The organism is Aeromonas sp. NJAU223 (assembly GCF_051125555.1).
GTDB lineage: Bacteria > Pseudomonadota > Gammaproteobacteria > Enterobacterales > Aeromonadaceae > Aeromonas > Aeromonas veronii_G.
In genome coordinates this window covers 4004583-4025056 of sequence record NZ_CP144204.1, presented here as the reverse complement: position 1 = coordinate 4025056, position 20474 = coordinate 4004583, and the positions used below count along the sequence as shown (strand labels likewise).

The following is a 20474-nucleotide window of genomic DNA, read 5'->3' as shown; positions in this document are numbered from 1 at the left end:
ATTCAGGCTTTCTTGAACTGGCTCAGCACGAACAGGCTGGTGGCGCAGACCACCACCGAGGGGCCCGCCGGAGTATCCTGATACCAGGAGAGGCTGAGCCCCCCCAGCACGGAGAGGCAACCGATCAGGGCCGCGAGGCCCGCCATCTGTTCCGGGGTCTGGCTGAAGCGCCGTGCGGTGGCGGCGGGGATGATCAGCAGGGAGGTGATGATGAGGGCCCCGACAAACTTCATGGCCACCGCGATCACCAGGCCGATCAGCAGCATCAGCACGCAGCGCAGCACATCCACTCGTACCCCCTCCACCCGCGCCAGCTCCTCGGAGATGGTCATGGAGAGCAGGGGATCCCACAGCCGCCACAGGGTGAGCAGCACCAGGGCGCCGCCGCCGTAGATCCAGAGCAGATCCATGGGTTGTACCGAGAGCAGATCGCCGAACAGGTAGGCCATCAGGTCCACCCGCACGTTGTCCATGAAACTCAAGGTCACCAGGCCCAGCGACAGGGCGCTGTGGGCCAGGATGCCGAGCAGGGTATCGGTGGCCACCTGCTGGTTGCGGCTCATGACGACCAGCAGCATGGCCATGGCGAGGCAGCAGACCACCACCGCCAGGGTCAAATCCACCTGCAGCAGGATGCCGAGCGCGATGCCAAACAGGCAGGCGTGGGAGAGGGTGTCGCCAAAATAGGCCATCTTGCGCCACACCACGAAGCTGCCGAGGGGGCCGGCCAGCAGGGCGATGCCGAGGCCGGCCGCGAGGGCGTATAACAGAAAGCTGTCCACTGGAATGTCCTATTGCTTGGCTATTTGTTGCGAGAAGGCAGGCGGATGATCGGGGCCTGCGGTTCGTGATGGTGGTGTTCACCGTCGCAGTGATGATGGTGGGTATAGACCGCCAGCACCTCCTGTTCCGGGCGCCCGAACAGGCGGGCGAATTCCGGGTGACGAGCCACGCTTTCCGGTTCGCCATGGCAGCAGACGTGGCGATTGAGGCAGATCACCTCGTGGGTGCTGGCCATCACCAGGTGCAGGTCGTGGGAGACCATCAGCACGGCGCAGTGGAGCTCGGCGGCGAGCTGGCCGATAAGGGCGTAGAGCTCGATCTGGCCGTTGATGTCCACTCCCTGCACCGGTTCGTCCAGCACCAGCAGCTCGGGCTTGACCAGCAGGGCACGGGCCAGCAGCACCCGCTGCATCTCGCCACCGGAGAGTTTCTGCATCCGGTTGTCCAGCAGATCCTGGGCGCCGACCCGGTTCAGTGCCTCTTCGATGGAGAGGCGGCCATTCTTGCCAAGCTGAAGGAAGCGGCGCACCGTCAGCGGCAGGGTGGGATCCAGATAGAGGCGCTGGGGGACATAGCCGACGCGCAAGTCCCGGCGGCGCCGGATCTCGCCGGAGTCCGGATTGAGCAGGCCCAATACCAGTTTGCTCAGGGTGCTCTTGCCCGCCCCGTTGGGGCCGACCAGCGTGGTGATTTTGCCTTTGTTCAGGGTAAAGGAGACCTTGTCGAGCACGGAACGTCCGTCAAACGAGAGACAGACATCTTTTAGCTCCACTAGTTGGGTCATGACAGCTCCGGGGTTTACAGCCTGTGAGAGTTATAATATAACAATAGCGTTGGCTGTTATATTATCACACACATACTTCCTGACGAGACCCCTATGCGCATTCTTGCCCTGATCACTGCCTTGCTGGCGGTGAGTCTGCCCGCCCGTGCCCTCGAGGTGCTGACCACCATCAAACCCATCGGCTTCATCGCCGCCGCCATCACCGACGGTGTGAGCGAGCCCAAAGTGCTGCTGCCGACCGGCGCTTCTCCCCACGACTTTGCTCTGCGTCCCTCCGATATTCGCAGCATCAATGACGCCGACCTGGTGGTTTGGGTTGGCCCCGAGCTGGAGGGTTTCATGGCCAAGCCACTAGCTCAGCATCCCCATGTGCTGACCCTGACCAAGGTGCCGGGCATGCCGCTGTTTGACTATCGTAAGCAGGCCGGACACGAGGAGCACGGTGACGAGGAACATGAGGGTCATGACCATGACGGTCATGAGGGACATCATCACGAGGGGGTGGATCCTCACATCTGGTTGGGACCGACCCAGGCTCTGGTGATCGCCAAGGCGCTGAGTGACACGCTGAGCACCCAGGATCCGGCCAATGCCGCTCGTTACGGTGCCAACCTGAAAGCCTTCACGGCCAAGGTCGATGCCAAGGACAAGGTGATTGCCGGACAGATGAAAGCGGTCAATCAGAAGGGCTACTTCGTGTTTCATGAAGCCTATGGCTACTGGGAGCGCCACTATGGCATGAGTTCCAAGGGTCACTTTACCGTGAGCCCTGAGCGCCGCCCCGGTGCCAGGACGCTGGTGGAGATCCGCAAGGCGCTGGAGGAGAAACAGGCGAGCTGCATCTATGCCGAGCCGCAATTCTCGCCCGCGGTGATCGAGTCGGTCGCCCGCAATACGGGGGCCAAGGTGCTGCTGCTGGATGAAGTGGGTGAACAAGTACCGCTAGGACCCGAGGGTTATCCGCAGTTTATGCAGCAACTGGCCGATGCCTTTGCCGAGTGCCGCTAACACCCCGGTGTGACCATCAGGGCTGACTATACTGACCTCCAGCGCATGACATGGAGTGTCCCGTATGAAATGGATTATCCCCGCCTGCATGGTGGCACTGATCAGTGCCCCGTTGCAGGCTTCCCAGCTGTCCAGCTATATCACCAGCCCTGATCTCAAGTCCAAGTTGCAGGAAGTCTACGGCGCTCGGGCGCTGCAGCGGGCGGAGGCGTTTTCTCGCTTGCTCAGCCCGCGGGCGGGCACGACGGATCAGCAGAAACTGGAGCTGGTGAACAACTACTTCAACAACCTGACCTATAGCGAGGATCCCAGGTTATGGGGAGAGGAAGACTACTGGGCCAATCCGCTGGAGTTTATCGGAGCCCGTGGTGGGGATTGCGAGGATTACAGTATCTCCAAGTACTACACCCTGATGGAGCTGGGGGTGGATGAGAAGAAGCTGCGGCTGGCCTATGTGAAGGCCATTCGATACAACCAGTTTCACATGGTGACGCTTTACTTTCCTACCGCCAAATCTGACCCTCTGGTCCTCGACAACATCAATGGCCGCATCCTGCCGGGCAGCAAAAGAAACGACTTGCAGCCGGTTTACAGTTTTGATGCCAAGAGCATCTGGGTGATGAAGTCCCGGCGCGAAGGCACCCTGGCGGGGAGCGCCGATCGCCTGACCCAGTGGACTTCGATGCAGAGCCGCTTCTCCAGCGAGCATCTGCGTGCCCCCCGCCGTCAGCTATAACTTGCCCGCCGCTTTCAACTCCTCAAAGTACCTTGCCGCGCCCGGATGCTGACTGATGCTCAGCACCGGGCCGACTTTATTGCGCGCCTTGTGGAACAGGTTGGCGTAACCGTACGTCTGCTCGTTGAAGCTGGTCTGCTGGCTCAACATGGCCTTGGTCAGGCGGTAGACATCCCCATCCGGCATGCTGGCATTGGTCACCAGGGTGGCGGCGATGGCGAAGGTGGGAGTGGCCTTGAGATTGCCCGGGTAGATGCGGGCCGGCACCTGGCTGCGCTGGTAATACTTGACCCCCTGCAGCAGCTGATCACGAACGGGGCCATCGATGGACAAGAAGCGGATGGCGCAACGCTTCGAGGTGTCCAGCACGATGCGATTCGGATGGCCCATCACCAGCCCGAAGGCGTCGATCTGCTTGCTGCACAGGGCTTCGGCCTGGTTGGCCACGCTTTTCAGATCGAGGTCTTGCTCGGTGGCGCCGAGTAAAGAGAACAATGCCAGTGCCGTCTGACGGGTGCCAGAGTGCTTCAACCCCATGTCGATGGGGGCCAGTTTGAGTTGTTCCAGCTTGGTGATGTCACCATCGGCCCGCACCACTATGGTGAAAGGCTCGGCATGGGTGGCGAACAGAGCACGCAGTTCGGGCTGGGGTTGTTTGGCAAAGGGGCCGCTGCCGTGGCTGGCCTGATAGAGCCAGTCGGATTGCACCAGTGCATAGGGGCTTTCCCCTGCCTGCAACTGCCGTAGATTCTCGATGGAACCTGAGCTGGCCTGCGGCTTGCATTGGAGGCCGGGGTCGCTCTTGTTGGCCAGACGGCAGAACTCCTTGGTGACCTGATAATAAATCCCCTGCTCGCCACCGGTACCGATGGACACGGTCTGGGCATGAGAGGCAGACGCCAGGAGCAGGGGGAACAGCAACAGGGAACGTTTCATGATGCCTCCTGGCTGGCATAGCCATCGATGCCCCAACTGCGCAAGGTGCCCATATCCGTTACCTCGCTGGCTTCTGCCAGCAGGGTGTATCCGGAGGCGTGCAGGCACTGGGAAAGCAGGTTCCAGTACAGAGGGGCGTCGGTGAGCTGGCAACTGATGAACACGGGTTTGACGGGGTCGAGCCTGGTCAGGTTGTCGTTGTTCATGGGGACATTGCTGAAGGCCATCTCGACCCCCTGAGCCGCCAGGGCCGACAGTCTCTCCTCGGCAAGGGGAGGGAAGTTTGGCTGATCCCAGCGCCAGTCCAGGGTCTTGCCCTTGCCGCTGGCCAGTGTGGACGAGAACTGTGCCCAGTCTGGGTGGGCGAGCAGGCTGAGAGGAAGCTGTATCCCCTCCGTCTTTTGTGCGAGCCAGTGGTTGAGCAGCGCCCGGATCTCGTCAGGTGAACTGTCCGCACTCGGTGGGTTTTGCGGGAGCAGGCGGCTGTAGAGCCGGATATCCCCCTGGGTAGAGACGAAATGCTGCAGATGCATGTCGCCCGGGGTCTGTGTCAGTCCCATCAGCGGTTGGCTGCTTTGACCCTCGTGTTGCTTGCCGAGCTGGGTGATCTTGAGCCGTTGCTGCAGCAGATCCCGCTTGCGTTCGGAGACCAGCTGGTTGATGGAGGAGACGACCTCCCGCAACTCTCTCAGCCAGGGGATGGGCAGGTTGCCACTGAACTGGCGCTGGCGCACCTGCAACAATTGCAGGTTCACCTGCTCGAGAGGACGTAACAGCCGGTTGCATACCCACTGGATGATGAGGGTCAGCACCAGCAGGCCGCCGAGCAGGGCCAGCCCGGTGCGGCTGATGGCGTTCCACAGATGCTGGTAGGCATAGCCCTTGTGCCCCTCGAGGGTAAGGGTGCCGAGAATGCGCCAACCATCGGTGAGCTCTTGCTCCACCTTGATCGGTGGCATGGCAATGAGGCTCGGCAGCCAGGCGGGGATGTTCTGTTGCGCGGTGTGGAATGCCTTCTGGAACAGCAGTTGGCCGTCCGGATCCAGCAGGGTGACCGAGCTGACGAAACCGCCGTCAAACATGGCATTGACGATGGTTTCTGCCAGCACCTTGTCGTCATTGAGCAGGGTGCCTTGCAGCACCAGGCCGAGGGCGGTGATGGCCGTCTCCAGGTTGGCGGACATCTGGTCGAGGATGGATTGCCGCACCGTGGTGATCTCCAGCATGAACAGCAGGATGGCGCCAATGGTGAACAGGATCAGGATGATTACGTTTAACAATTTTGCTAATGACATATCCACTCCATGGAAATGTTCTTGCAACATTTGGTTGCTCTTGAGCGACGACAACCGGATCGGGTTCTTAAAAATAGAAAGAAATGTCTGAAACTGGCGATCATTTCTGCCAATACAGGAAGGTTATGCATAAAATGTGGGGTTCGTGCATATAGCTATGAACTTTTTGTAAGTATTTAGGTCTAATTGCCAGATGCACGGTTTTCATAATAAAAAATCATAAAGACAGACACACAACTACCACCCTTAGATCTAATGACAGGATAGCGGATGAAACGTCTCCGTCCCTTGGTAGCGCAGGCTGCCAACTGGGAACCCCCGGTTCCCCGCAAGCATTTTTATGCCATGTTACTGCTCACGGCCATGACGCTGTCGGCGGTAGCCGTATTGCCAGCCCCCGGTGACATCCTGGAGCGGCCACTGCGTCTCGAGTTGCCCATCGCTACCCCGGGCACCGCGACCAACGAAGATAACACCGATTTTAACGATATCCCGGACCACGAACTGGTGGAGGCGGCCGCCCCGGAGGATGACATCCCGGCGGATGTGACTCCCCAGTGGCAGGATTACCGGGTGCGCAACGGTGAAAACCTGACGGCCATCTTCAACAATCTGGGGCTTTCCACCACCACCCTCTACAAGGTGCTGGATGCGGATGCCAAGAATCATCTGGCCCGTCTCAAGCCTGGCCAGACCATAGAGTTGCTGATCGATCAGGACAACATACTGCAGCAGCTCAAGATCCGCCTGAACATCAAGCAGACTCTGGTGCTGGAGCGCACCGATGACACCTACAGCGCCAACATGCTCAACGAGAAGGTGGAGTGGCAGAAGAAGAGTTATGACGGTGTCATCAATGGCAGTTTCTATGTCAGCGCCCGCAATGCCGGCATCCCGGCCAACCATATCCAGAAGATTGCCAACCTGTTCCAGTGGCGGATGAACTTCGCGAAAGATCTGCAAAAAGGTGACAAATTCAAGGTGCTGGTGCGTCAGGAGACGGTCGAGGGCAAGAGCACGGGCAACACCCAGCTGCTGGGTGTCGAGGTGTTCAGCCAGGGCAAGGCGGTGTCTGCCTGGCTGTCGGAGGACGGCAACTACTATGACGGTCAGGCGAACAGCTTGGAGCGTGGTTTCCGCCGTTATCCGACCCACAGTCGCTACCGGATCAGCTCGAATTTCAACCCGGCCCGGCGCCACCCCATCACGGGGCAGGTCCGTCCCCACGAGGGCACCGACTTCGCCCTGCCGGTGGGCACCGCTGTGATGGCCACCGGTGATGGCGTGGTGCTCAAGGCGACCCGCCACCCGCTGGCTGGTACCTATGTGGTGATCAAGCACGGCCGCACCCTGATGACCCGCTACCTGCACCTGAGCAAGTTGCTGGTGAAACCCGGTCAGAAGGTGAAGATGGGTGACAAGATAGCCCTCTCCGGCAACACCGGACGCTCCACGGGGGCCCACTTGCACTACGAGGTGCGGATCAACAACCGCCCGGTGAACCCCATGACGGTCAAGTTGCCCATGGCTGAACCGCTCTCCGGCAAGGAGAAGCGCCAGTTCCTCGCCAAGGTGAAGAGTTATCGCCAGGAGATGGAGGCGGGTTGAGCCTCTTTCTTGTCCAGATAGCAAAAGGCCCCGCCATCATGGCGGGGCCTTTTTTATGGGCCGGACTCAGTAACCCTTGTCGAAGTCGATGCGCCCATCGAGCTGCTGGCCGTCGATGAAGCGGATGTAGTTGCGGATGAAGATCTGGGCCACATCTTCCGGGAAGCTGTAGGCGCTGTTGTGGGGCGTGATGATGAGATTGGGCTGATGCCAGAGGGGACTGGTGGGAGCCAGGGGCTCCTGCTCGAACACATCCAGCACGGCGGTGGCGAGCTTGCCATTTTGCAGGGCCGCCAGCAGATCTCCCTCGTGTACCGCATTGCCCCGGCCGACGTTGAAGAAGATGGCGCCCGGCTTGCAGTGGTTGAAGCGATCGGCGGTGAACAGGTGGCGGGTTTCCCGGGTTGCCGGCAACACGCTGACGATGACGTCGGCCTGGGCCAGCATCTTGTTCAGCGCCGGCAGCTGATACACCTGATCGAAGCCCGCCCGCTCACGGCCGCTGTGGCTGATGCCGAGTACACGCATGCCGAAGTGTTTGCCGGTGTGAGCGATGTGCTGGCCTATGCTGCCGGTGCCGAGCAGCAACAGGGTCTTGCCCTTGAGTCCCTGATAAGGCTGGCTCTGCCACAGCTGTTGTTGTTGCTGTTCGCGGTAGAGGGGCAGATGACGGGTCAGGCTCAGAAGGTGGCCAAACACATACTCGCTCATCAGGGGGCCGAAGATGCCGCGCACATTGGTGAGCAGGTAGTCCCGGCGACAACTGGCATCCAGCAGCACATCGACTCCGGCGTAGGTGGATTGCAACCAGCCGAGCTTGCCGGCCTTGGGCAGCAGGGGTTTGGCACGAGCCGGCTCGGCCATCAGGATGTGTGCCTCACCGATGAGCCGTTCGGCTTCGCTCGGGTTGTCGGCCCGCAGAATGCGCAGATGGGGGAGGTGAGCGGCCTTGAGCAGGCGCTCGTAATGGGCGTTGTCCTGGCTGAGCAGAAGCAGGGTACGTTGGCTCATACTCTTGTTCCTTATCATGTTTATGGCACGGCAAAGGGGGATCTGTTCCCATCTTACCCCAGTTGATCGGGCAAGATAGCCGAGCAGGGTGCTTTTTCGTTTTCGCCAGCCCCCTCGTGGGCTACAATCTGCCCCACATTTTGCAAAGGATCAGACTCCAGTGTTTGGTGACAAGTTTTATAAGCGACTGGCCGAGCTGCAGCCTTGGCAGCAGACCGTCTACACCCTGGCGCTGGCAGAGCGCATGTACCCCAACTATGTGCTGTTTTCCCAGGCGTCCGGTTTCGGCGATGCCAGGGCATTTCGTCACGCGCTGGATCAGATGTGGAACTACCTCACGGTAAAGGGTTCCCGGGTCAATCTGGGGGCCATTCTGGAGGCGTTCGAGATCTACATTCCCGAGCCCAGCAAGTTTGAATCCTATGGTGCCTATCCGGCACTGGATGCCTGCGTCGCACTGGGCTGCGCCTACAACTCGGTAATTTGCCGGGTGGGCGAAGAAGCCACGGATGCCAGTCACGCGTCTGTGGGCACCGTAGCCGGCTTCATCGAGATGCTGGAAGAGCGGGACCTGACCGATGAGGAACTCTACGAGCACGAGTACATCGAGGCCGAGCTGGAGTTTCAGGTCGAACTGCTCAAGCGCGTGGCCTTCGAGCGCGACAGCGACCGCATCCTGGCCATCCGCGAGTTTGCCGCCCAGGGCGGTGTGTCCAACATCGGTATCAGCCTGGACGAGTGATACGAGTGTGGCGCCTTCCACGCTTGCCCATAAAAAAAGCTCCCGAATGGGAGCTTTTTTTATGCCCGCTCCTCGGTGAGGGGCCTGACGCTCAGCACTGGTGCGGCGTCGATGCCATCGGCATTCATCATGGAGGAGATCCGCTGCAGGGAGGAGAGCAGCAGGGTCTGCTCCCAGGTTTCCAGGGCCTGGAAACGCAGGATGAAGCTCTCTTGCAGCGGGGTCGGCGCTTGTTCCAGCAGGGCTCGGCCCGCGTCAGTCAGCGTCGCATGTACCTTGCGCTTGTCGGTCTCGCTGCGGATCCGCTGCACCAGCTGGCGGCTCTCGAGCCGATCCATGATGGTGGTGGCGGTGGCCTGGCTCATGTTGGTGTGATCCGCCAGCTGGCGCATGGAGATCTGCCCCAGCTCGTCTATCCCCTTGAGCAGCAGGAGCTGTGGTGAGGTCAGCCCGGCTTCCTTGATCAAGCGTTTGGAGTGCATATCGATGGCACGGATGATCTGGCGCAGGGCGACCAGCACTTCATCATGTTTTTCCACTGGGGTCCGGCTCATGGCCTGGTAGTTGAGAGGCGCAAGATTTTCCGCCTAATTCCACACAAGGTCAATATGGTTTTTGGTCTAATAGTTTCTGCTCTAACTAATTTTGTGTTAGGTTATCCCGCTGTTTTCGAAATTTAATCCGATCTTTGAGGAGCTAAATGATGCAGAACGACCTGGATATCAAGTCCCTTGTGAACGAGCTACGGGTAGTCAGAGTTCGCTATGAACTGCCAGATACCTCGGCATTCGTGCGTTACCAGCCCGCCTATGACGAAGACCCGAACAACCTCAAGGTGCATCACTACGATGGTGAGTTGCCCCTCTCTTGCAGCAACACCGGTGCTTTCAGCTTAAAGGAGTTGGTGAACGAACTGCGCTATGCCTATGTGCTGGTACACCTCTTCCCCGACGAGAGCGCCATGAACTTCTACCTGGCGGGCCTGGACAACGGCTTGGCCCAACTTGAATTCATCGGCGGCTCCTACGATTTCAACCGGCTCTGGATCACCAGCGGCGTCTCCAGCCTGGGGGTTCCCATGGCCATCTTCCTCGGCAAGCGCCATGCGGTGAACGGTCAACCGTCGGTCAGCCTGGTGGATCACCGTGAGCAGGTGGCGGGCCGTCTGGTCTATCGCGCCATCGGCGGGGCGGGCGATCACGTCGGCGAAGATTTTTTCAACCATGACTAAGGAGGCCAGATGAGAGCAACCAAAGGGCTGTTGAAAGGCCTCAATCCCACCATGGCCATGACGGCCCTGACCGTCGTGACCCTGTTCCTGCTGTTCGGCGTCTTTGATCCCGATACTGCGGGAACCTGGTTTACCGGCGCCAAAGACACCATCATTGCCGGCTTCAAGTGGTACTACATCCTGGTAGTCGCCCTGTTTCTGTTCTTCGCCGTCTATCTGATGTTCAGCCGCTTTGGCAGCATCCGGCTGGGCGACGACGACCAGGTACCGGAATTTGGCTACTTCGCCTGGTTCTCCATGTTGTTCAGTGCCGGTATGGGCATAGGTCTGGTGTTCTGGAGCATCGCCGAGCCCATGTATCACCTGCAGAGCAATCCCTTCATCACCGAGGGGATGACCCCGGAGGCGGCCCAGATCGCCATGCGCCTCACCTTCTTCCACTGGGGCCTGCATCCCTGGGCCATCTATGTGATCGTCGGTCTCTCGCTGGCGTTCTTCAGCTACCGCCGCAAGCTGCCACTGGCGATCCGCTCCGTGCTCTATCCCATCCTCGGTGAGCGCATCTACGGCTTCTGGGGCCACGCGGCCGATGTGCTGGCGGTGTTCGGCACCGTGTTCGGGGTGGCGACCTCCCTGGGACTGGGGGTCTCCCAGATGAATACGGGTCTGAACCAGATGTTTGGCATGGGGGTCTCCCAGACCAACCAGCTCTGGCTCATCGGTGGCATCAGCGTTATTGCTACTCTTTCCGCCATCTCCGGGGTGGGACGCGGGGTGAAGATCCTCTCCGAACTCAACATCTGGCTCAGCGTCTTCGTGCTCGCCCTCTTCCTCGCGCTGGGGCCGACCACCTATCTGCTCAACGCCTATGTGCAGAACATCGGTGACTACCTGCAAAACATCGTCAAGCTGAGCTTCTGGACCAATACCGAGGCCAACGGCACCTCGGCCTGGCAATCCAGCTGGACCGCCTTCTACTGGGGCTGGTGGATTGCCTGGGCACCCTTTGTCGGCATGTTCATCGCCCGCATCTCCAAGGGCCGTACCATCCGCGAGTTCGTGCTCGGCGTCCTGCTGGTGCCCTCCCTGCTCGGCATGCTCTGGCTCACCGTGTTCGGTGGCACCGCCATGCACCTGGAGCTGTTCGGTAGCGGTGGCGTGGTCGAAGCGGTCAACCAGGATGTGACCCTGGCCCTCTACAAGACGGTGGAGCTGCTGCACTGGGATACCTTCGGCTGGATTGCCAAGGGGGTTCTGACCCTGCTCATCTGCACCTACTTCATCACCTCCAGCGACTCGGGCACGCTCGTGATCACGACGCTGCTCTCCATCGGTGATCAGGATCCCCCCGTGCTGCACCGCGCCATCTGGGGTCTGGGTCAGGGACTGGTGGCGGCCATACTGCTGGTATCCGGCGGTCTGGCGGCTCTGCAGGCGGCCAGCATCATAGCGGCGCTGCCCTTCTCCCTGATCATGCTGGCCATGTGCTACTCCCTGATGCTGGGTTTGAAGCAAGAGAGTCAGCGCCAGTTCGAGTACCGGCAGAACCTCAAGCGTCACGACGGCTCCTCCCACCTGAGCCTGATGGACCGGATTGGTCCGGCCTAAGCCAGACCGGCCGATGACAAGCCATTGAACGGAAAATAAAAAAGGGAACCTCGCGGTTCCCTTTTTTCATGGCTGTCGTTCGGCGCCGGTTACAGCAACTGCTTGAGGCGATAGAGCAGGTCCAGTGCCTGACGGGGGCTGAGCTCATCCGGGCGCACAGCTGCCAGTTCTTCCACCACGGGGTGGGGCTGGGGTGTCAGCACGACCGGGGCCGGGCGTGCCTCGCCGGCGGGGGCCGGCGTGGCGCTCTCCAGCTCGGCCAGCTTGTGGCGAGCCTGATGGATCACCGATTTGGGCACCCCCGCCAGTGCCGCCACCTGCAGACCGTAGGAGCGGCTGGCCGCCCCTTCCTGCACCGCGTGCATGAAGGCGATGGTGTCTCCGTGTTCCACCGCGTCCAGGTGGACGTTGGCCAGCCCCTCCATCAGTGCGGGCAGTTGGGTCAGCTCGAAGTAGTGGGTCGCGAACAGGGTGTAGGCGCCTATCTTGCTCGCCAGTTGCTCGGCACAGGCCCAGGCCAAGGAGAGGCCGTCGTAGGTGCTGGTGCCGCGGCCGATCTCGTCCATCAGCACCAGGCTGCGGGCGGTGGCGTTGTTGAGGATGTTGGCGGTCTCGGTCATTTCTACCATGAAGGTGGAACGGCCGGAAGCCAGGTCATCCGAGGCCCCGATGCGGGTGAAGATGCGGTCGATGGGGCCGATGCGGGCGCTGCTCGCGGGCACATAGGCGCCGATGTGGGCCAGCAGCACGATGAGTGCCGTCTGGCGCATGTAGGTGGACTTACCCCCCATGTTCGGGCCCGTGATGATCAGCATGCGGCGACTGCGCTGCAGGTTGATCGGGTTGGCGATAAAGGGATCCGTCATCACCTGTTCCACCACGGGGTGGCGACCCGCCTCGATCAGGATCTGATCCTCCTCGGTCAGGGTGGGGCAGCGGTAGTCCAGGGTCTCGGCCCGCTCCGCCAGGTTTGACAGCACGTCCAGCTCCGCCAGCGCGGCGGCGGACTCCTGCAGTTCACCGAGGTGGGGCAACAGGGCGTCGAGCAACGCCTCGTAGAGACGCTTCTCCAGCGCCAGCGCCTGGGCCTGGGCGGTGAGCACCTTGTCCTCGTACTTCTTGAGCTCATCGATGATGTAGCGCTCGTTGTTCTTGAGGGTCTGGCGGCGGATGTAGTGGGTCGGCACCAGGTGGCTGTTGGCGCGGCTCACCTCAATGTAGAAGCCGTGCACCTTGTTGTAGCCCACCTTGAGGGTATTGATGCCGGTGAGGGCCTTCTCCCGCTCCTCGATGCGGGCGAGGCTCGCGGTGGCGCCGTTGGCGAGATCCCGCAGCTCGTCCAGCTCCTGGTTGAAACCATCGCGGATGACGCCGCCATCGCGGATCAGCACCGGCGGCACCTCCATCACGGCCCGCTCCAGCAGGCTCAGCAGCTCGGGGAAGGTGCTGGCCCGTTCGCTCAGCTGCTGCACGGCCTCGTGTTCGCTGTCTGCCAGCAGCCGTTGCAGCTCGGGCAGTTGGCCGAAGGCCTGGCGCAGCCGGGTGAGATCGCGGGGACGGGCACTGCGCAGGGCCAGACGCGCCAGCACCCGCTCCACGTCGCCGACCTGGCGCAGCAGGCCGCCCAGTTCGTCGTAGAGGTTCTGCTCGATGAGCTCGGCGATGGTGCTCTGGCGCCCCTTGAGGATCACCCGATCCCGGATTGGCTGGTGGATCCAGCGCTTGAGCAAGCGGCTGCCCATGGGGGTGGCGGTCCTGTCCAGCACTTCGGCGAGCGTATTGTCATAACCGCCCGCCAGGTTCTGGGTCAGTTCCAGGTTGCGGCGGGTGGCGGCGTCCATGATGACGGCGTGATCCGGCTGCTCCAGTCGCACGCCGCGAATGTGGGGCAGGGCGGTGCGCTGGGTGTCCTTCACGTACTGCATCAGACAGCCGGCGGCGCACAGGGCGGTCTCGCTCTGCTCGACCCCGAAGCCCACCAGATCCTGGGTGCCGAACTGCTGGCACAACAGCTTGCGGGCGGTGCCCAGCTCGAACTCCCACTCCGGGCGGCGGCGCAGGCCGCGGCGGCCCTCGATGTGGCGCAGGAACTCGAAGGATTCCGGGTAGAGCAGCTCGGCCGGGTTGGTGCGTTGCAGCTCCGCCAGCAGGGTCTCTTCCTTGTCGAACTGATTGATGAAGAAGCGGCCGGAGCCGATGTCCAGAGTGCCGTAGCCGAAGCGGCGACCATCGTGATAGACGGCGGCGATCAGGTTGTCCTGGCGTTCACTGAGCAGCGCCTCGTCGGAGACGGTGCCCGGGGTGATGATGCGTACCACCTTGCGCTCCACCGGTCCCTTGCTGGTGGCGGGATCCCCCACCTGCTCGCAGATGGCGGCAGACTCGCCGAGCTGCACCAGCTTGGCCAGATACCCCTCGATGGCATGATAGGGCACCCCGGCCATGGGGATGGGGCTGCCGGCGGACTGGCCGCGCTTGGTCAGGGAGATGTCGAGCAGCTGGGAGGCCTTGCGGGCATCGTCATAGAAGAGCTCGTAGAAGTCGCCCATCCGGTAGAACAGCAGGATCTCCGGGTTCTCGGCCTTGAGGGTCAGGTACTGCTGCATCATGGGGGTGTGGGCGCTGAGGGTGGCGCCGCTGACTGGGTGCTGTGCTGTCATGTGCTATTCCAGAAGGTGCTCTGGCAGGGAAGCGTCTGCCATCTTGGGTCTGAATCTGGCAGCCATTCTACATGCTCGGGGGCGGATGGTGAGGGGGAATCTCCGTCTTGGGGGCAAACCCGGCGTCTTGACCGGGTTGGCGTGTCCTGACGCAGTGAGCTGGCTGGAGTGGGGAGGACTCGGGTGGCGGGGATAAATGGGGATAGACAACATCCCCGCCAGGCAGCGGGGATGGGAGGGCATCGCCCTTAGTACATGGCTTCGCCGCCGCTCAGCATCTCGTGCAGCTTGGCTTTTTGCTCGGCAGTCAGCACCTTGCTCACCTCGAACAGGTAGTGGGCGCGGTAGTAGCGAGCCTCGGCCTGGACGTTGCTGATGGTCTGCAGCTGTTTCTTGGCGGCGGCTTCATCCCACTTGCCGCTCTTGATCATGTTGACGATGACATCCTGACCGATGGCATCGAGCTTGACGGAGCTCAGCTCCTTGGCCGCCTGCTCCCGCAGCCCCTTGATCTGTTCAACCTGGGCGCTGGACAGGTTCAGCTCCTGGGCCAGGGTGGTCTCGGTTTGCAGCTCGGGAGCATTCTCGGCGGCGAAGGCCTGGCTGCTCACACAGATAGCCAGCGCGGCCATGGCAACTTTAAACTGATGCTTCATCTGTTCTTCTCCATGTTTTCATCGGAAGGTATTCATCAAGTGGATGCCGCTCCAACGGCGGCGCCCGTTGATTATAGAGAGCCCCCATGTACTGAAGCTTAAGCGCGGACCATTTGCCGGGGCGCTCGTCTGGTGAGCGGCCACCGGCGCCTGAACCAGGCTGACGCAGGGGGTGCCTCGCGGGTTGTCCCCGGGCAGGGGCAATTGCATAATGAGCCCCATATTCAGCCCGCAAGGGGCCAACGAGGGCATGACGATGGGGCTTGATGCAGAGATTGCCCGCCTCTCCCAGGAACTGGGCGAGGCGCTGACGGCGCGGGGCTGGCTGGCCACGACCGCGGAGTCCTGTACCGGTGGCGGCGTGGCTACCGCCATCACCGATATCGCCGGCAGCTCGGGCTGGTTTGACCGGGGCTTTGTCACCTACACCAACGAGGCCAAGCAGCAGATGCTGGGCGTCAGCATCGACAGTCTGCTGCGTCACGGCGCCGTCAGCGAGACCGTGGTGCTGGAGATGGCGCGGGGAGCCCTGGCCCGCTCCGATGCGGGCATCAGTGTCGCCATCAGCGGCATCGCCGGCCCGGGGGGCGGCAGCGATGACAAACCGGTGGGTACCGTCTGGTTCGCTTGGGCGGACAAGAGCGGCCGCCAGCACTCCCTGCTGGCCCGCTTCGACGGCGACCGCCAGCAAGTGCGACAACAGGCCGTCAGACAGGCGCTCTCCGGCTTGTTGGCCCTGCTCAGATAATTTTGGCTTGATACTGTATGCATAAACAGTATACTTAGCCCAACTTCATTTCTTACCACGATTCCCAGCGGAGATTGGCATGGATCAGAACAAACAGAAGGCACTGGCGGCTGCGCTGGGGCAGATCGAGAAGCAGTTCGGCAAGGGCTCCATCATGCGTCTGGGCGACAGCAAGACCATGGACATCGAAGCCATCTCCACCGGTTCCCTCTCCCTGGACGTGGCGCTGGGGATCGGCGGTCTGCCCTGTGGCCGTATCGTCGAGATCTACGGTCCGGAATCCTCCGGCAAGACGACCCTGACCCTGCAGGTGATCGCGGAAGCCCAGAAGAAAGGCAAGACCTGTGCATTCGTCGATGCAGAGCACGCTCTGGACCCCATTTATGCTGCCAAGCTCGGTGTAAACGTCGATGATCTGCTGATTTCCCAGCCTGACACAGGCGAACAGGCTCTCGAAATCTGCGACATGCTGGTGCGCTCCAATGCCGTCGACGTCATCATCGTCGACTCCGTGGCCGCCCTGACGCCGAAGGCCGAAATCGAAGGCGAGATGGGGGATTCCCACGTCGGTCTGCAGGCTCGCCTGATGTCCCAGGCCCTGCGCAAGCTGACCGCCAACATCAAGAACGCGAACTGTCTGTGTATCTTCATCAACCAGATCCGGATGAAGATCGGCGTCATGTTCGGCAGCCCCGAGACCACCACAGGTGGTAACGCCCTGAAGTTCTACGCCTCCGTGCGTCTCGACATCCGTCGTACCGGCGCCATCAAGGAAGGGGACGAAGTGGTCGGCAACGAGACCCGCGTCAAGGTCGTCAAGAACAAGGTGGCGCCTCCCTTCAAGCAGGCCGAGTTCCAGATCTTCTACGGGGCCGGTATCTCCAAGGAAGGCGAGCTGGTGGACCTGGGCGTCAAGCACAAGCTGATCGACAAGGCTGGCGCCTGGTACAGCTACAACGGCGAGAAGATCGGTCAGGGCAAGGCCAACGTGATGAAGCTGTTCTCCGAGAACAAGGCGATGGCGGCTGAGGTGGAAGCCCGTCTGCGCGAACTGCTGCTGTCGGGTGCCATCCCGCAGGACGGCAAGGCCGAGGTGGCCGAGGCCGATGAGTTCGAGCCCGAAAACGAGCAAGAGTTCGAATAACAAAGAGGCCGGGTTGATACCCGGCCTTCTCATTTATGGTCGATACCCCCATGTCAGAACCCGCAGATAACCCACTCCCCGAGCCCACCTTTGAAGAGCAGTTTGCCGCGGCGCGCGCCTTCGCCATGCGCAGTCTGGCGCGGCGGGAGAGTGCCGAGTCCGAGCTGGCGAACCGGCTGCGCAAGCAGGGCTTTACGGACGCCGTGATCGAGGCTGTTCTCGACTATTGTCGTGAGCATCGCTGGGTCGACGACGAGCGCTACGGCGCCATGGCGGTGCGGGCCGGGGCAGCCAAGGGCCATGGCCCCATCAAGATCCGCTTCGAGCTGCGTCGCAAGGGGCTGGACGACAACCAGATAGAGGCGGCGTTCGAGCAACCTGAGCTGGATTGGTTCGAATTGGCGGCCGAGCTGTTGCAGCGCCGCGCCAGGGCAACGGATTTCGCGGATTTCAAGTTGCGCATGAAGTGGCTCAAGTACCTGCTGGGCCGTGGTTTCAATCAGGATCAGGCCCGCTATGCCATCGCCGTCATGCAGGGCCAGGAGGAATAAGCGCCAAAGTGTGGCGCCTCTTCGGATCTGACAGCCTCGGGCCTGGAGGGCGCCGCCTTTTTAGCACCTGAGTGGGTGTCCCGAGCCCCTGACGCCAACGTGGCGATGCTCCCCAATCCGTCGAAAATGGTCACCGCCGACTGACGCTGGCCGGGACACTCGTTTAGTATTTTCCCCTGATTTCCCCCTGTGGCACGCCGCCGTCACCAAGGGCTCGCCTGCACCCTTCCCGAACGGGGCTTTTTCACCCATCAGGGGCTGGTACGTTTTACTTTACCCCGCAGAAAACTTACATTATTGCGATTAAAAGTCCGTATCCGAATCAAGCAGGATTTTCCATGTATATGTCCACGTCTGAGTTACGCGCCGCGTTTCTCGAGTATTTCCGCTCCCAGGGGCACCAGGTTGTCTCCTCCAGCTCCCTGGTTCCTCATAACGACCCGACTCTGCTGTTCACCAACGCAGGGATGAACCAGTTCAAGGACGTGTTCCTTGGCGCAGACAAGCGTGCCTATCATCGTGCCACCACGGCCCAGCGCTGCGTACGGGCCGGCGGCAAGCACAATGACCTGGAAAACGTGGGCTATACCGCCCGTCACCACACCTTCTTCGAGATGCTGGGCAACTTCAGCTTCGGTGACTACTTCAAGCAGGACGCCATCCGTTTTGCCTGGGAATTCCTGACCGGTACCCTCAAGCTGCCCAAAGAGCGCCTGCTGGTGACCGTGTACGAGACGGACGACGAAGCATTCAACATCTGGGCCAAGGAAATCGGGGTTCCCGCCGATCGCATCGTGCGCATCGGTGACAACAAGGGCGCGGCCTTTGCTTCCGATAACTTCTGGCAGATGGGTGACACCGGCCCCTGCGGCCCCTGCACCGAGATCTTCTATGACCACGGCGACCACATCCAGGGTGGCCCTCCCGGCTCCCCGGACGAAGACGGCGACCGCTTCATCGAGATCTGGAACGTGGTCTTCATGCAGTTCAACCGTCAGGCCGACGGCACCATGGAGCCGCTGCCCCGCCCGTCCGTGGATACCGGCATGGGCCTTGAGCGCATCTCCGCCATCCTGCAGGGAGTGCACTCCAACTACGAGATCGACATCTTCCAGGCGCTGATCAAGAAGGCTGCCGAGATCGTCGGTACCAACGATCTGAGCAATCAGTCCCTGCGGGTCATCGCCGACCACATCCGCTCCTGCGCCTTCCTGGTGGCTGACGGTGTCATGCCGTCCAACGAAGGTCGTGGCTATGTGCTGCGCCGCATCATCCGCCGCGCCGTGCGCCACGGCCGCAAGCTGGGTGCCACCGAGGTGTTCTTCTACAAGCTGGCCGCCGAGCTGGCGGTTCAGATGAAGGATGTGGCCGCCGAGCTGATTGCCCAGCTGCCCCTGGTGGAGCGCGTGCTGCGTATCGAGGAAGAGCAGTTCGTCCGCACCCTTGACCGCGGCCTGCTGCTGCTGGAAGACGTGCTGGCCAACCTGGGGGACGCCAAGGTGATCCCGGGCGAGGTGGTGTTCAAGCTCTATGACACCTACGGCTTCCCGGCCGACCTCACCGCAGACGTGGTGCGTGAGCGGGAGATCGGCATCGACGAGGAAGGCTTCCACGTCGAGATGGCCAAACAGCGCGCCCGAGCCAAGGAGGCTTCCAGCTTCGGCGTGAACTACAACGAGGTCTTGAAACTCGACTTCGAGACTCCATTTACCGGTTACAAGCAGCTCAGCGAAAAGACCACCGTCGTCGGCATCTACAAGGATGGCGTCGAGGTGAATGGCCTGATCGCCGGTGAAGAGGCCGTGGTGGTACTGGCCGAGACCCCCTTCTACGCCGAGTCCGGTGGCCAGGTGGGTGACAGCGGCGTGCTCAAGGTGGACGACGGCATCTTCGCCGTGACCGATACCCAGAAGGCGGGCAAGGCCATCATCCACAAGGGTTATCTGGAGCTGGGTACCCTGGAGAAGGGTGCCGAGGTCGAAGCCGAGGTCGATGGCGAGCGCCGTCAGGCCGTGGCCCTGAACCACTCGGTGACCCACCTGCTGCACGCGGCCCTGCGCCAGGCGCTGGGGGATCACGTGACCCAGAAGGGATCGCTGGTGGGAGCAGAGCGCATGCGCTTCGACTTCTCCCATTTCGAAGGCCTGACCATGGCAACCATTCGTCGCATCGAGGAGCTGGTCAACGCCCAGATCCGCGCCAACCACGACGTCACCACTCAGGTCATGGATCTGGAGGCGGCCAAGTCTGCCGGTGCCATGGCACTGTTTGGCGAGAAGTATGAAGACGACGTGCGCGTAGTGCGCATGGGCGACTACTCCACCGAGCTGTGTGGCGGTACTCACGCCAAGCGTACCGGTGACATCGGCTTCTTCAAGATCATCGCCGAGAGCGGCATCGCCGCCGGGGTGCGTCGCATCGAAGCGGTGACCGGCAAGGGTGCCATCGATTTCATGCACCAGCTGGGCGAGCAGATCGAAGAGGCGGCCGCCCTGGTGAAGGGGGATCAGTTCTCCATCGCCGACAAGGTGCGCCAGCTGATGGACAAGGCCAAGCTGATGGAGCGCGAGCTGGAGCAGCTCAAGGCCAAGCTGGCCGCTCAGGCGGGCAGCGACCTGCTGAGCCAGGTGATCGAGATCAACGGTCAGAAGGTGCTGGTCGCGGCGCTGGATGGCGCGGATCCCAAGTCCCTGCGCGGCATGCTGGACGAGCTGAAGAACAAGATGAAATCCGGTGTCGTGCTGCTGGCGACCAGCAGCGACGACAAGGTCAATCTGATCGCCGGTGTCACCAACGACCTGACCGCCAAGGTAAAAGCGGGCGAGCTGGTCAACCTGGTGGCCCAGCAAGTGGGCGGCAAGGGCGGTGGTCGTCCCGACATGGCGCAGGCAGGGGGCACCCAGCCAGAGGCCGTGCCGGCGGCACTGCAATCCGTACACTCCTGGCTGGAAGAGCGCCTGTAAACGGGCGAGG

At 61.6% G+C, this 20474-nt stretch carries 18 protein-coding genes; 10 read left to right on the top strand and 8 right to left on the bottom strand.

The window, feature by feature from the left end; translation table 11 throughout:
* Positions 1-2: 2 nt before the first annotated feature.
* Both znuB and znuC read right to left on the bottom strand, forming a co-directional pair.
* A complete protein-coding gene (gene znuB / locus VZC39_RS18510) occupies positions 3-782 on the bottom strand; it encodes a zinc ABC transporter permease subunit ZnuB (protein ID WP_349919823.1) in 780 nt (259 codons plus the stop codon).
* Between the two features lie 20 nt (positions 783-802).
* Positions 803-1567: a zinc ABC transporter ATP-binding protein ZnuC gene (gene znuC / locus VZC39_RS18505; RefSeq protein ID WP_349919821.1), complete on the bottom strand. Its 765-nt coding sequence runs from the start codon at positions 1565-1567 to the stop codon at positions 803-805.
* Between the two features lie 93 nt (positions 1568-1660).
* On the opposite strand from znuC, the gene znuA reads away from it, so the two are divergent.
* Together znuA and VZC39_RS18495 are read left to right on the top strand one after the other, a co-directional pair.
* Positions 1661-2575, top strand: a complete 915-nt coding sequence (gene znuA, locus VZC39_RS18500) for a zinc ABC transporter substrate-binding protein ZnuA (protein ID WP_349919820.1) — start codon at positions 1661-1663, stop codon at positions 2573-2575.
* Between the two features lie 64 nt (positions 2576-2639).
* Positions 2640-3311, top strand: coding sequence for a transglutaminase-like cysteine peptidase (locus VZC39_RS18495; protein WP_349919819.1), 672 nt, complete (start codon positions 2640-2642; stop codon positions 3309-3311).
* Here the strand turns inward: VZC39_RS18495 and VZC39_RS18490 are convergent.
* Positions 3306-4247, bottom strand: coding sequence for a TAXI family TRAP transporter solute-binding subunit (locus VZC39_RS18490; RefSeq protein ID WP_349919817.1), 942 nt, complete (start codon positions 4245-4247; stop codon positions 3306-3308). The two genes, VZC39_RS18495 and VZC39_RS18490, sit on opposite strands and share 6 nt — an antisense overlap.
* Positions 4244-5542: a LapD/MoxY N-terminal periplasmic domain-containing protein gene (locus tag VZC39_RS18485; RefSeq protein WP_349919815.1), complete on the bottom strand. Its 1299-nt coding sequence runs from the start codon at positions 5540-5542 to the stop codon at positions 4244-4246. The genes VZC39_RS18490 and VZC39_RS18485 overlap by 4 nt, the downstream gene beginning before the upstream one ends.
* A 270-nt stretch (positions 5543-5812) precedes the next feature.
* On the opposite strand from VZC39_RS18485, the gene mepM reads away from it, so the two are divergent.
* Positions 5813-7150, top strand: coding sequence for a murein DD-endopeptidase MepM (gene mepM, locus VZC39_RS18480; RefSeq protein WP_349919814.1), 1338 nt, complete (start codon positions 5813-5815; stop codon positions 7148-7150).
* A 66-nt stretch (positions 7151-7216) separates the two neighbouring features.
* On the opposite strand, the gene VZC39_RS18475 is transcribed toward mepM, so the two are convergent.
* Positions 7217-8161 carry a D-2-hydroxyacid dehydrogenase gene (locus VZC39_RS18475; protein WP_434664420.1) on the bottom strand — a complete coding sequence of 315 codons (945 nt, stop codon included), beginning with the start codon at positions 8159-8161 and terminating at the stop codon, positions 7217-7219.
* 160 nt (positions 8162-8321) lie between these two features.
* Here VZC39_RS18475 and VZC39_RS18470 point away from each other — a divergent pair, with 160 nt between their 5' ends.
* A complete protein-coding gene (locus VZC39_RS18470; RefSeq protein WP_349919811.1) occupies positions 8322-8903 on the top strand; it encodes a YjaG family protein in 582 nt (193 codons plus the stop codon).
* 59 nt (positions 8904-8962) lie between these two features.
* On the opposite strand, the gene VZC39_RS18465 is transcribed toward VZC39_RS18470, so the two are convergent.
* A complete protein-coding gene (locus VZC39_RS18465; RefSeq protein ID WP_434664418.1) occupies positions 8963-9442 on the bottom strand; it encodes a MarR family winged helix-turn-helix transcriptional regulator in 480 nt (159 codons plus the stop codon).
* A 164-nt stretch (positions 9443-9606) separates the two neighbouring features.
* Between VZC39_RS18465 and VZC39_RS18460 the strand changes: the two genes are divergently transcribed.
* Positions 9607-10134: a hypothetical protein gene (locus tag VZC39_RS18460; RefSeq protein ID WP_349922574.1), complete on the top strand. Its 528-nt coding sequence runs from the start codon at positions 9607-9609 to the stop codon at positions 10132-10134.
* A 9-nt stretch (positions 10135-10143) separates the two neighbouring features.
* The gene (locus tag VZC39_RS18455) at positions 10144-11742 is read left to right on the top strand and encodes a BCCT family transporter (protein WP_434664417.1); all 1599 of its coding nucleotides are present in this window, start codon (positions 10144-10146) and stop codon (positions 11740-11742) included.
* An 89-nt stretch (positions 11743-11831) separates the two neighbouring features.
* On the opposite strand, the gene mutS is transcribed toward VZC39_RS18455, so the two are convergent.
* On the bottom strand, positions 11832-14402 hold the full coding sequence (mutS, locus tag VZC39_RS18450; protein ID WP_434664415.1) for a DNA mismatch repair protein MutS: 2571 nt from the start codon (positions 14400-14402) through the stop codon (positions 11832-11834).
* 248 nt (positions 14403-14650) lie between these two features.
* Complete coding sequence (locus VZC39_RS18445) at positions 14651-15058, bottom strand: Spy/CpxP family protein refolding chaperone (RefSeq protein WP_434664413.1); 408 nt, start codon at positions 15056-15058, stop codon at positions 14651-14653.
* A gap of 256 nt (positions 15059-15314) precedes the next feature.
* Between VZC39_RS18445 and pncC the strand changes: the two genes are divergently transcribed.
* The 4 genes from pncC (at position 15315) to alaS (ending at position 20464) form a co-directional block, all read left to right on the top strand.
* Positions 15315-15806: a nicotinamide-nucleotide amidase gene (pncC, locus tag VZC39_RS18440; protein WP_434668514.1), complete on the top strand. Its 492-nt coding sequence runs from the start codon at positions 15315-15317 to the stop codon at positions 15804-15806.
* Positions 15807-15885: 79 nt separating this feature from the next.
* Positions 15886-16950, top strand: a complete 1065-nt coding sequence (recA, locus tag VZC39_RS18435; protein ID WP_349919804.1) for a recombinase RecA — start codon at positions 15886-15888, stop codon at positions 16948-16950.
* A 35-nt stretch (positions 16951-16985) separates the two neighbouring features.
* Positions 16986-17501, top strand: a complete 516-nt coding sequence (locus tag VZC39_RS18430) for a regulatory protein RecX (protein ID WP_349919803.1) — start codon at positions 16986-16988, stop codon at positions 17499-17501.
* A gap of 338 nt (positions 17502-17839) precedes the next feature.
* Positions 17840-20464 carry an alanine--tRNA ligase gene (alaS, locus tag VZC39_RS18425; protein WP_434664411.1) on the top strand — a complete coding sequence of 875 codons (2625 nt, stop codon included), beginning with the start codon at positions 17840-17842 and terminating at the stop codon, positions 20462-20464.
* The last annotated feature ends 10 nt before the right edge of the window (positions 20465-20474 follow it).

What these genes read in the sequence shown, in the direction of transcription:
- znuC (WP_349919821.1), bottom strand. Translation starts at nt 1,567, where the DNA reads ATGACCCAACTAGTGGAGCTAAAAGATGTCTGTCTCTCGTTTGACGGA.
- znuA (WP_349919820.1), top strand. Translation starts at nt 1,661, where the DNA reads ATGCGCATTCTTGCCCTGATCACTGCCTTGCTGGCGGTGAGTCTGCCC.
- VZC39_RS18495 (WP_349919819.1), top strand. Translation starts at nt 2,640, where the DNA reads ATGAAATGGATTATCCCCGCCTGCATGGTGGCACTGATCAGTGCCCCG.
- VZC39_RS18490 (WP_349919817.1), bottom strand. Translation starts at nt 4,247, where the DNA reads ATGAAACGTTCCCTGTTGCTGTTCCCCCTGCTCCTGGCGTCTGCCTCT.
- VZC39_RS18485 (WP_349919815.1), bottom strand. Translation starts at nt 5,542, where the DNA reads ATGTCATTAGCAAAATTGTTAAACGTAATCATCCTGATCCTGTTCACC.
- mepM (WP_349919814.1), top strand. Translation starts at nt 5,813, where the DNA reads ATGAAACGTCTCCGTCCCTTGGTAGCGCAGGCTGCCAACTGGGAACCC.
- VZC39_RS18475 (WP_434664420.1), bottom strand. Translation starts at nt 8,161, where the DNA reads ATGAGCCAACGTACCCTGCTTCTGCTCAGCCAGGACAACGCCCATTAC.
- VZC39_RS18460 (WP_349922574.1), top strand. Translation starts at nt 9,607, where the DNA reads ATGCAGAACGACCTGGATATCAAGTCCCTTGTGAACGAGCTACGGGTA.
- VZC39_RS18455 (WP_434664417.1), top strand. Translation starts at nt 10,144, where the DNA reads ATGAGAGCAACCAAAGGGCTGTTGAAAGGCCTCAATCCCACCATGGCC.
- mutS (WP_434664415.1), bottom strand. Translation starts at nt 14,402, where the DNA reads ATGACAGCACAGCACCCAGTCAGCGGCGCCACCCTCAGCGCCCACACC.
- VZC39_RS18445 (WP_434664413.1), bottom strand. Translation starts at nt 15,058, where the DNA reads ATGAAGCATCAGTTTAAAGTTGCCATGGCCGCGCTGGCTATCTGTGTG.
- pncC (WP_434668514.1), top strand. Translation starts at nt 15,315, where the DNA reads ATGGGGCTTGATGCAGAGATTGCCCGCCTCTCCCAGGAACTGGGCGAG.
- recA (WP_349919804.1), top strand. Translation starts at nt 15,886, where the DNA reads ATGGATCAGAACAAACAGAAGGCACTGGCGGCTGCGCTGGGGCAGATC.
- VZC39_RS18430 (WP_349919803.1), top strand. Translation starts at nt 16,986, where the DNA reads ATGGTCGATACCCCCATGTCAGAACCCGCAGATAACCCACTCCCCGAG.
- alaS (WP_434664411.1), top strand. Translation starts at nt 17,840, where the DNA reads ATGTATATGTCCACGTCTGAGTTACGCGCCGCGTTTCTCGAGTATTTC.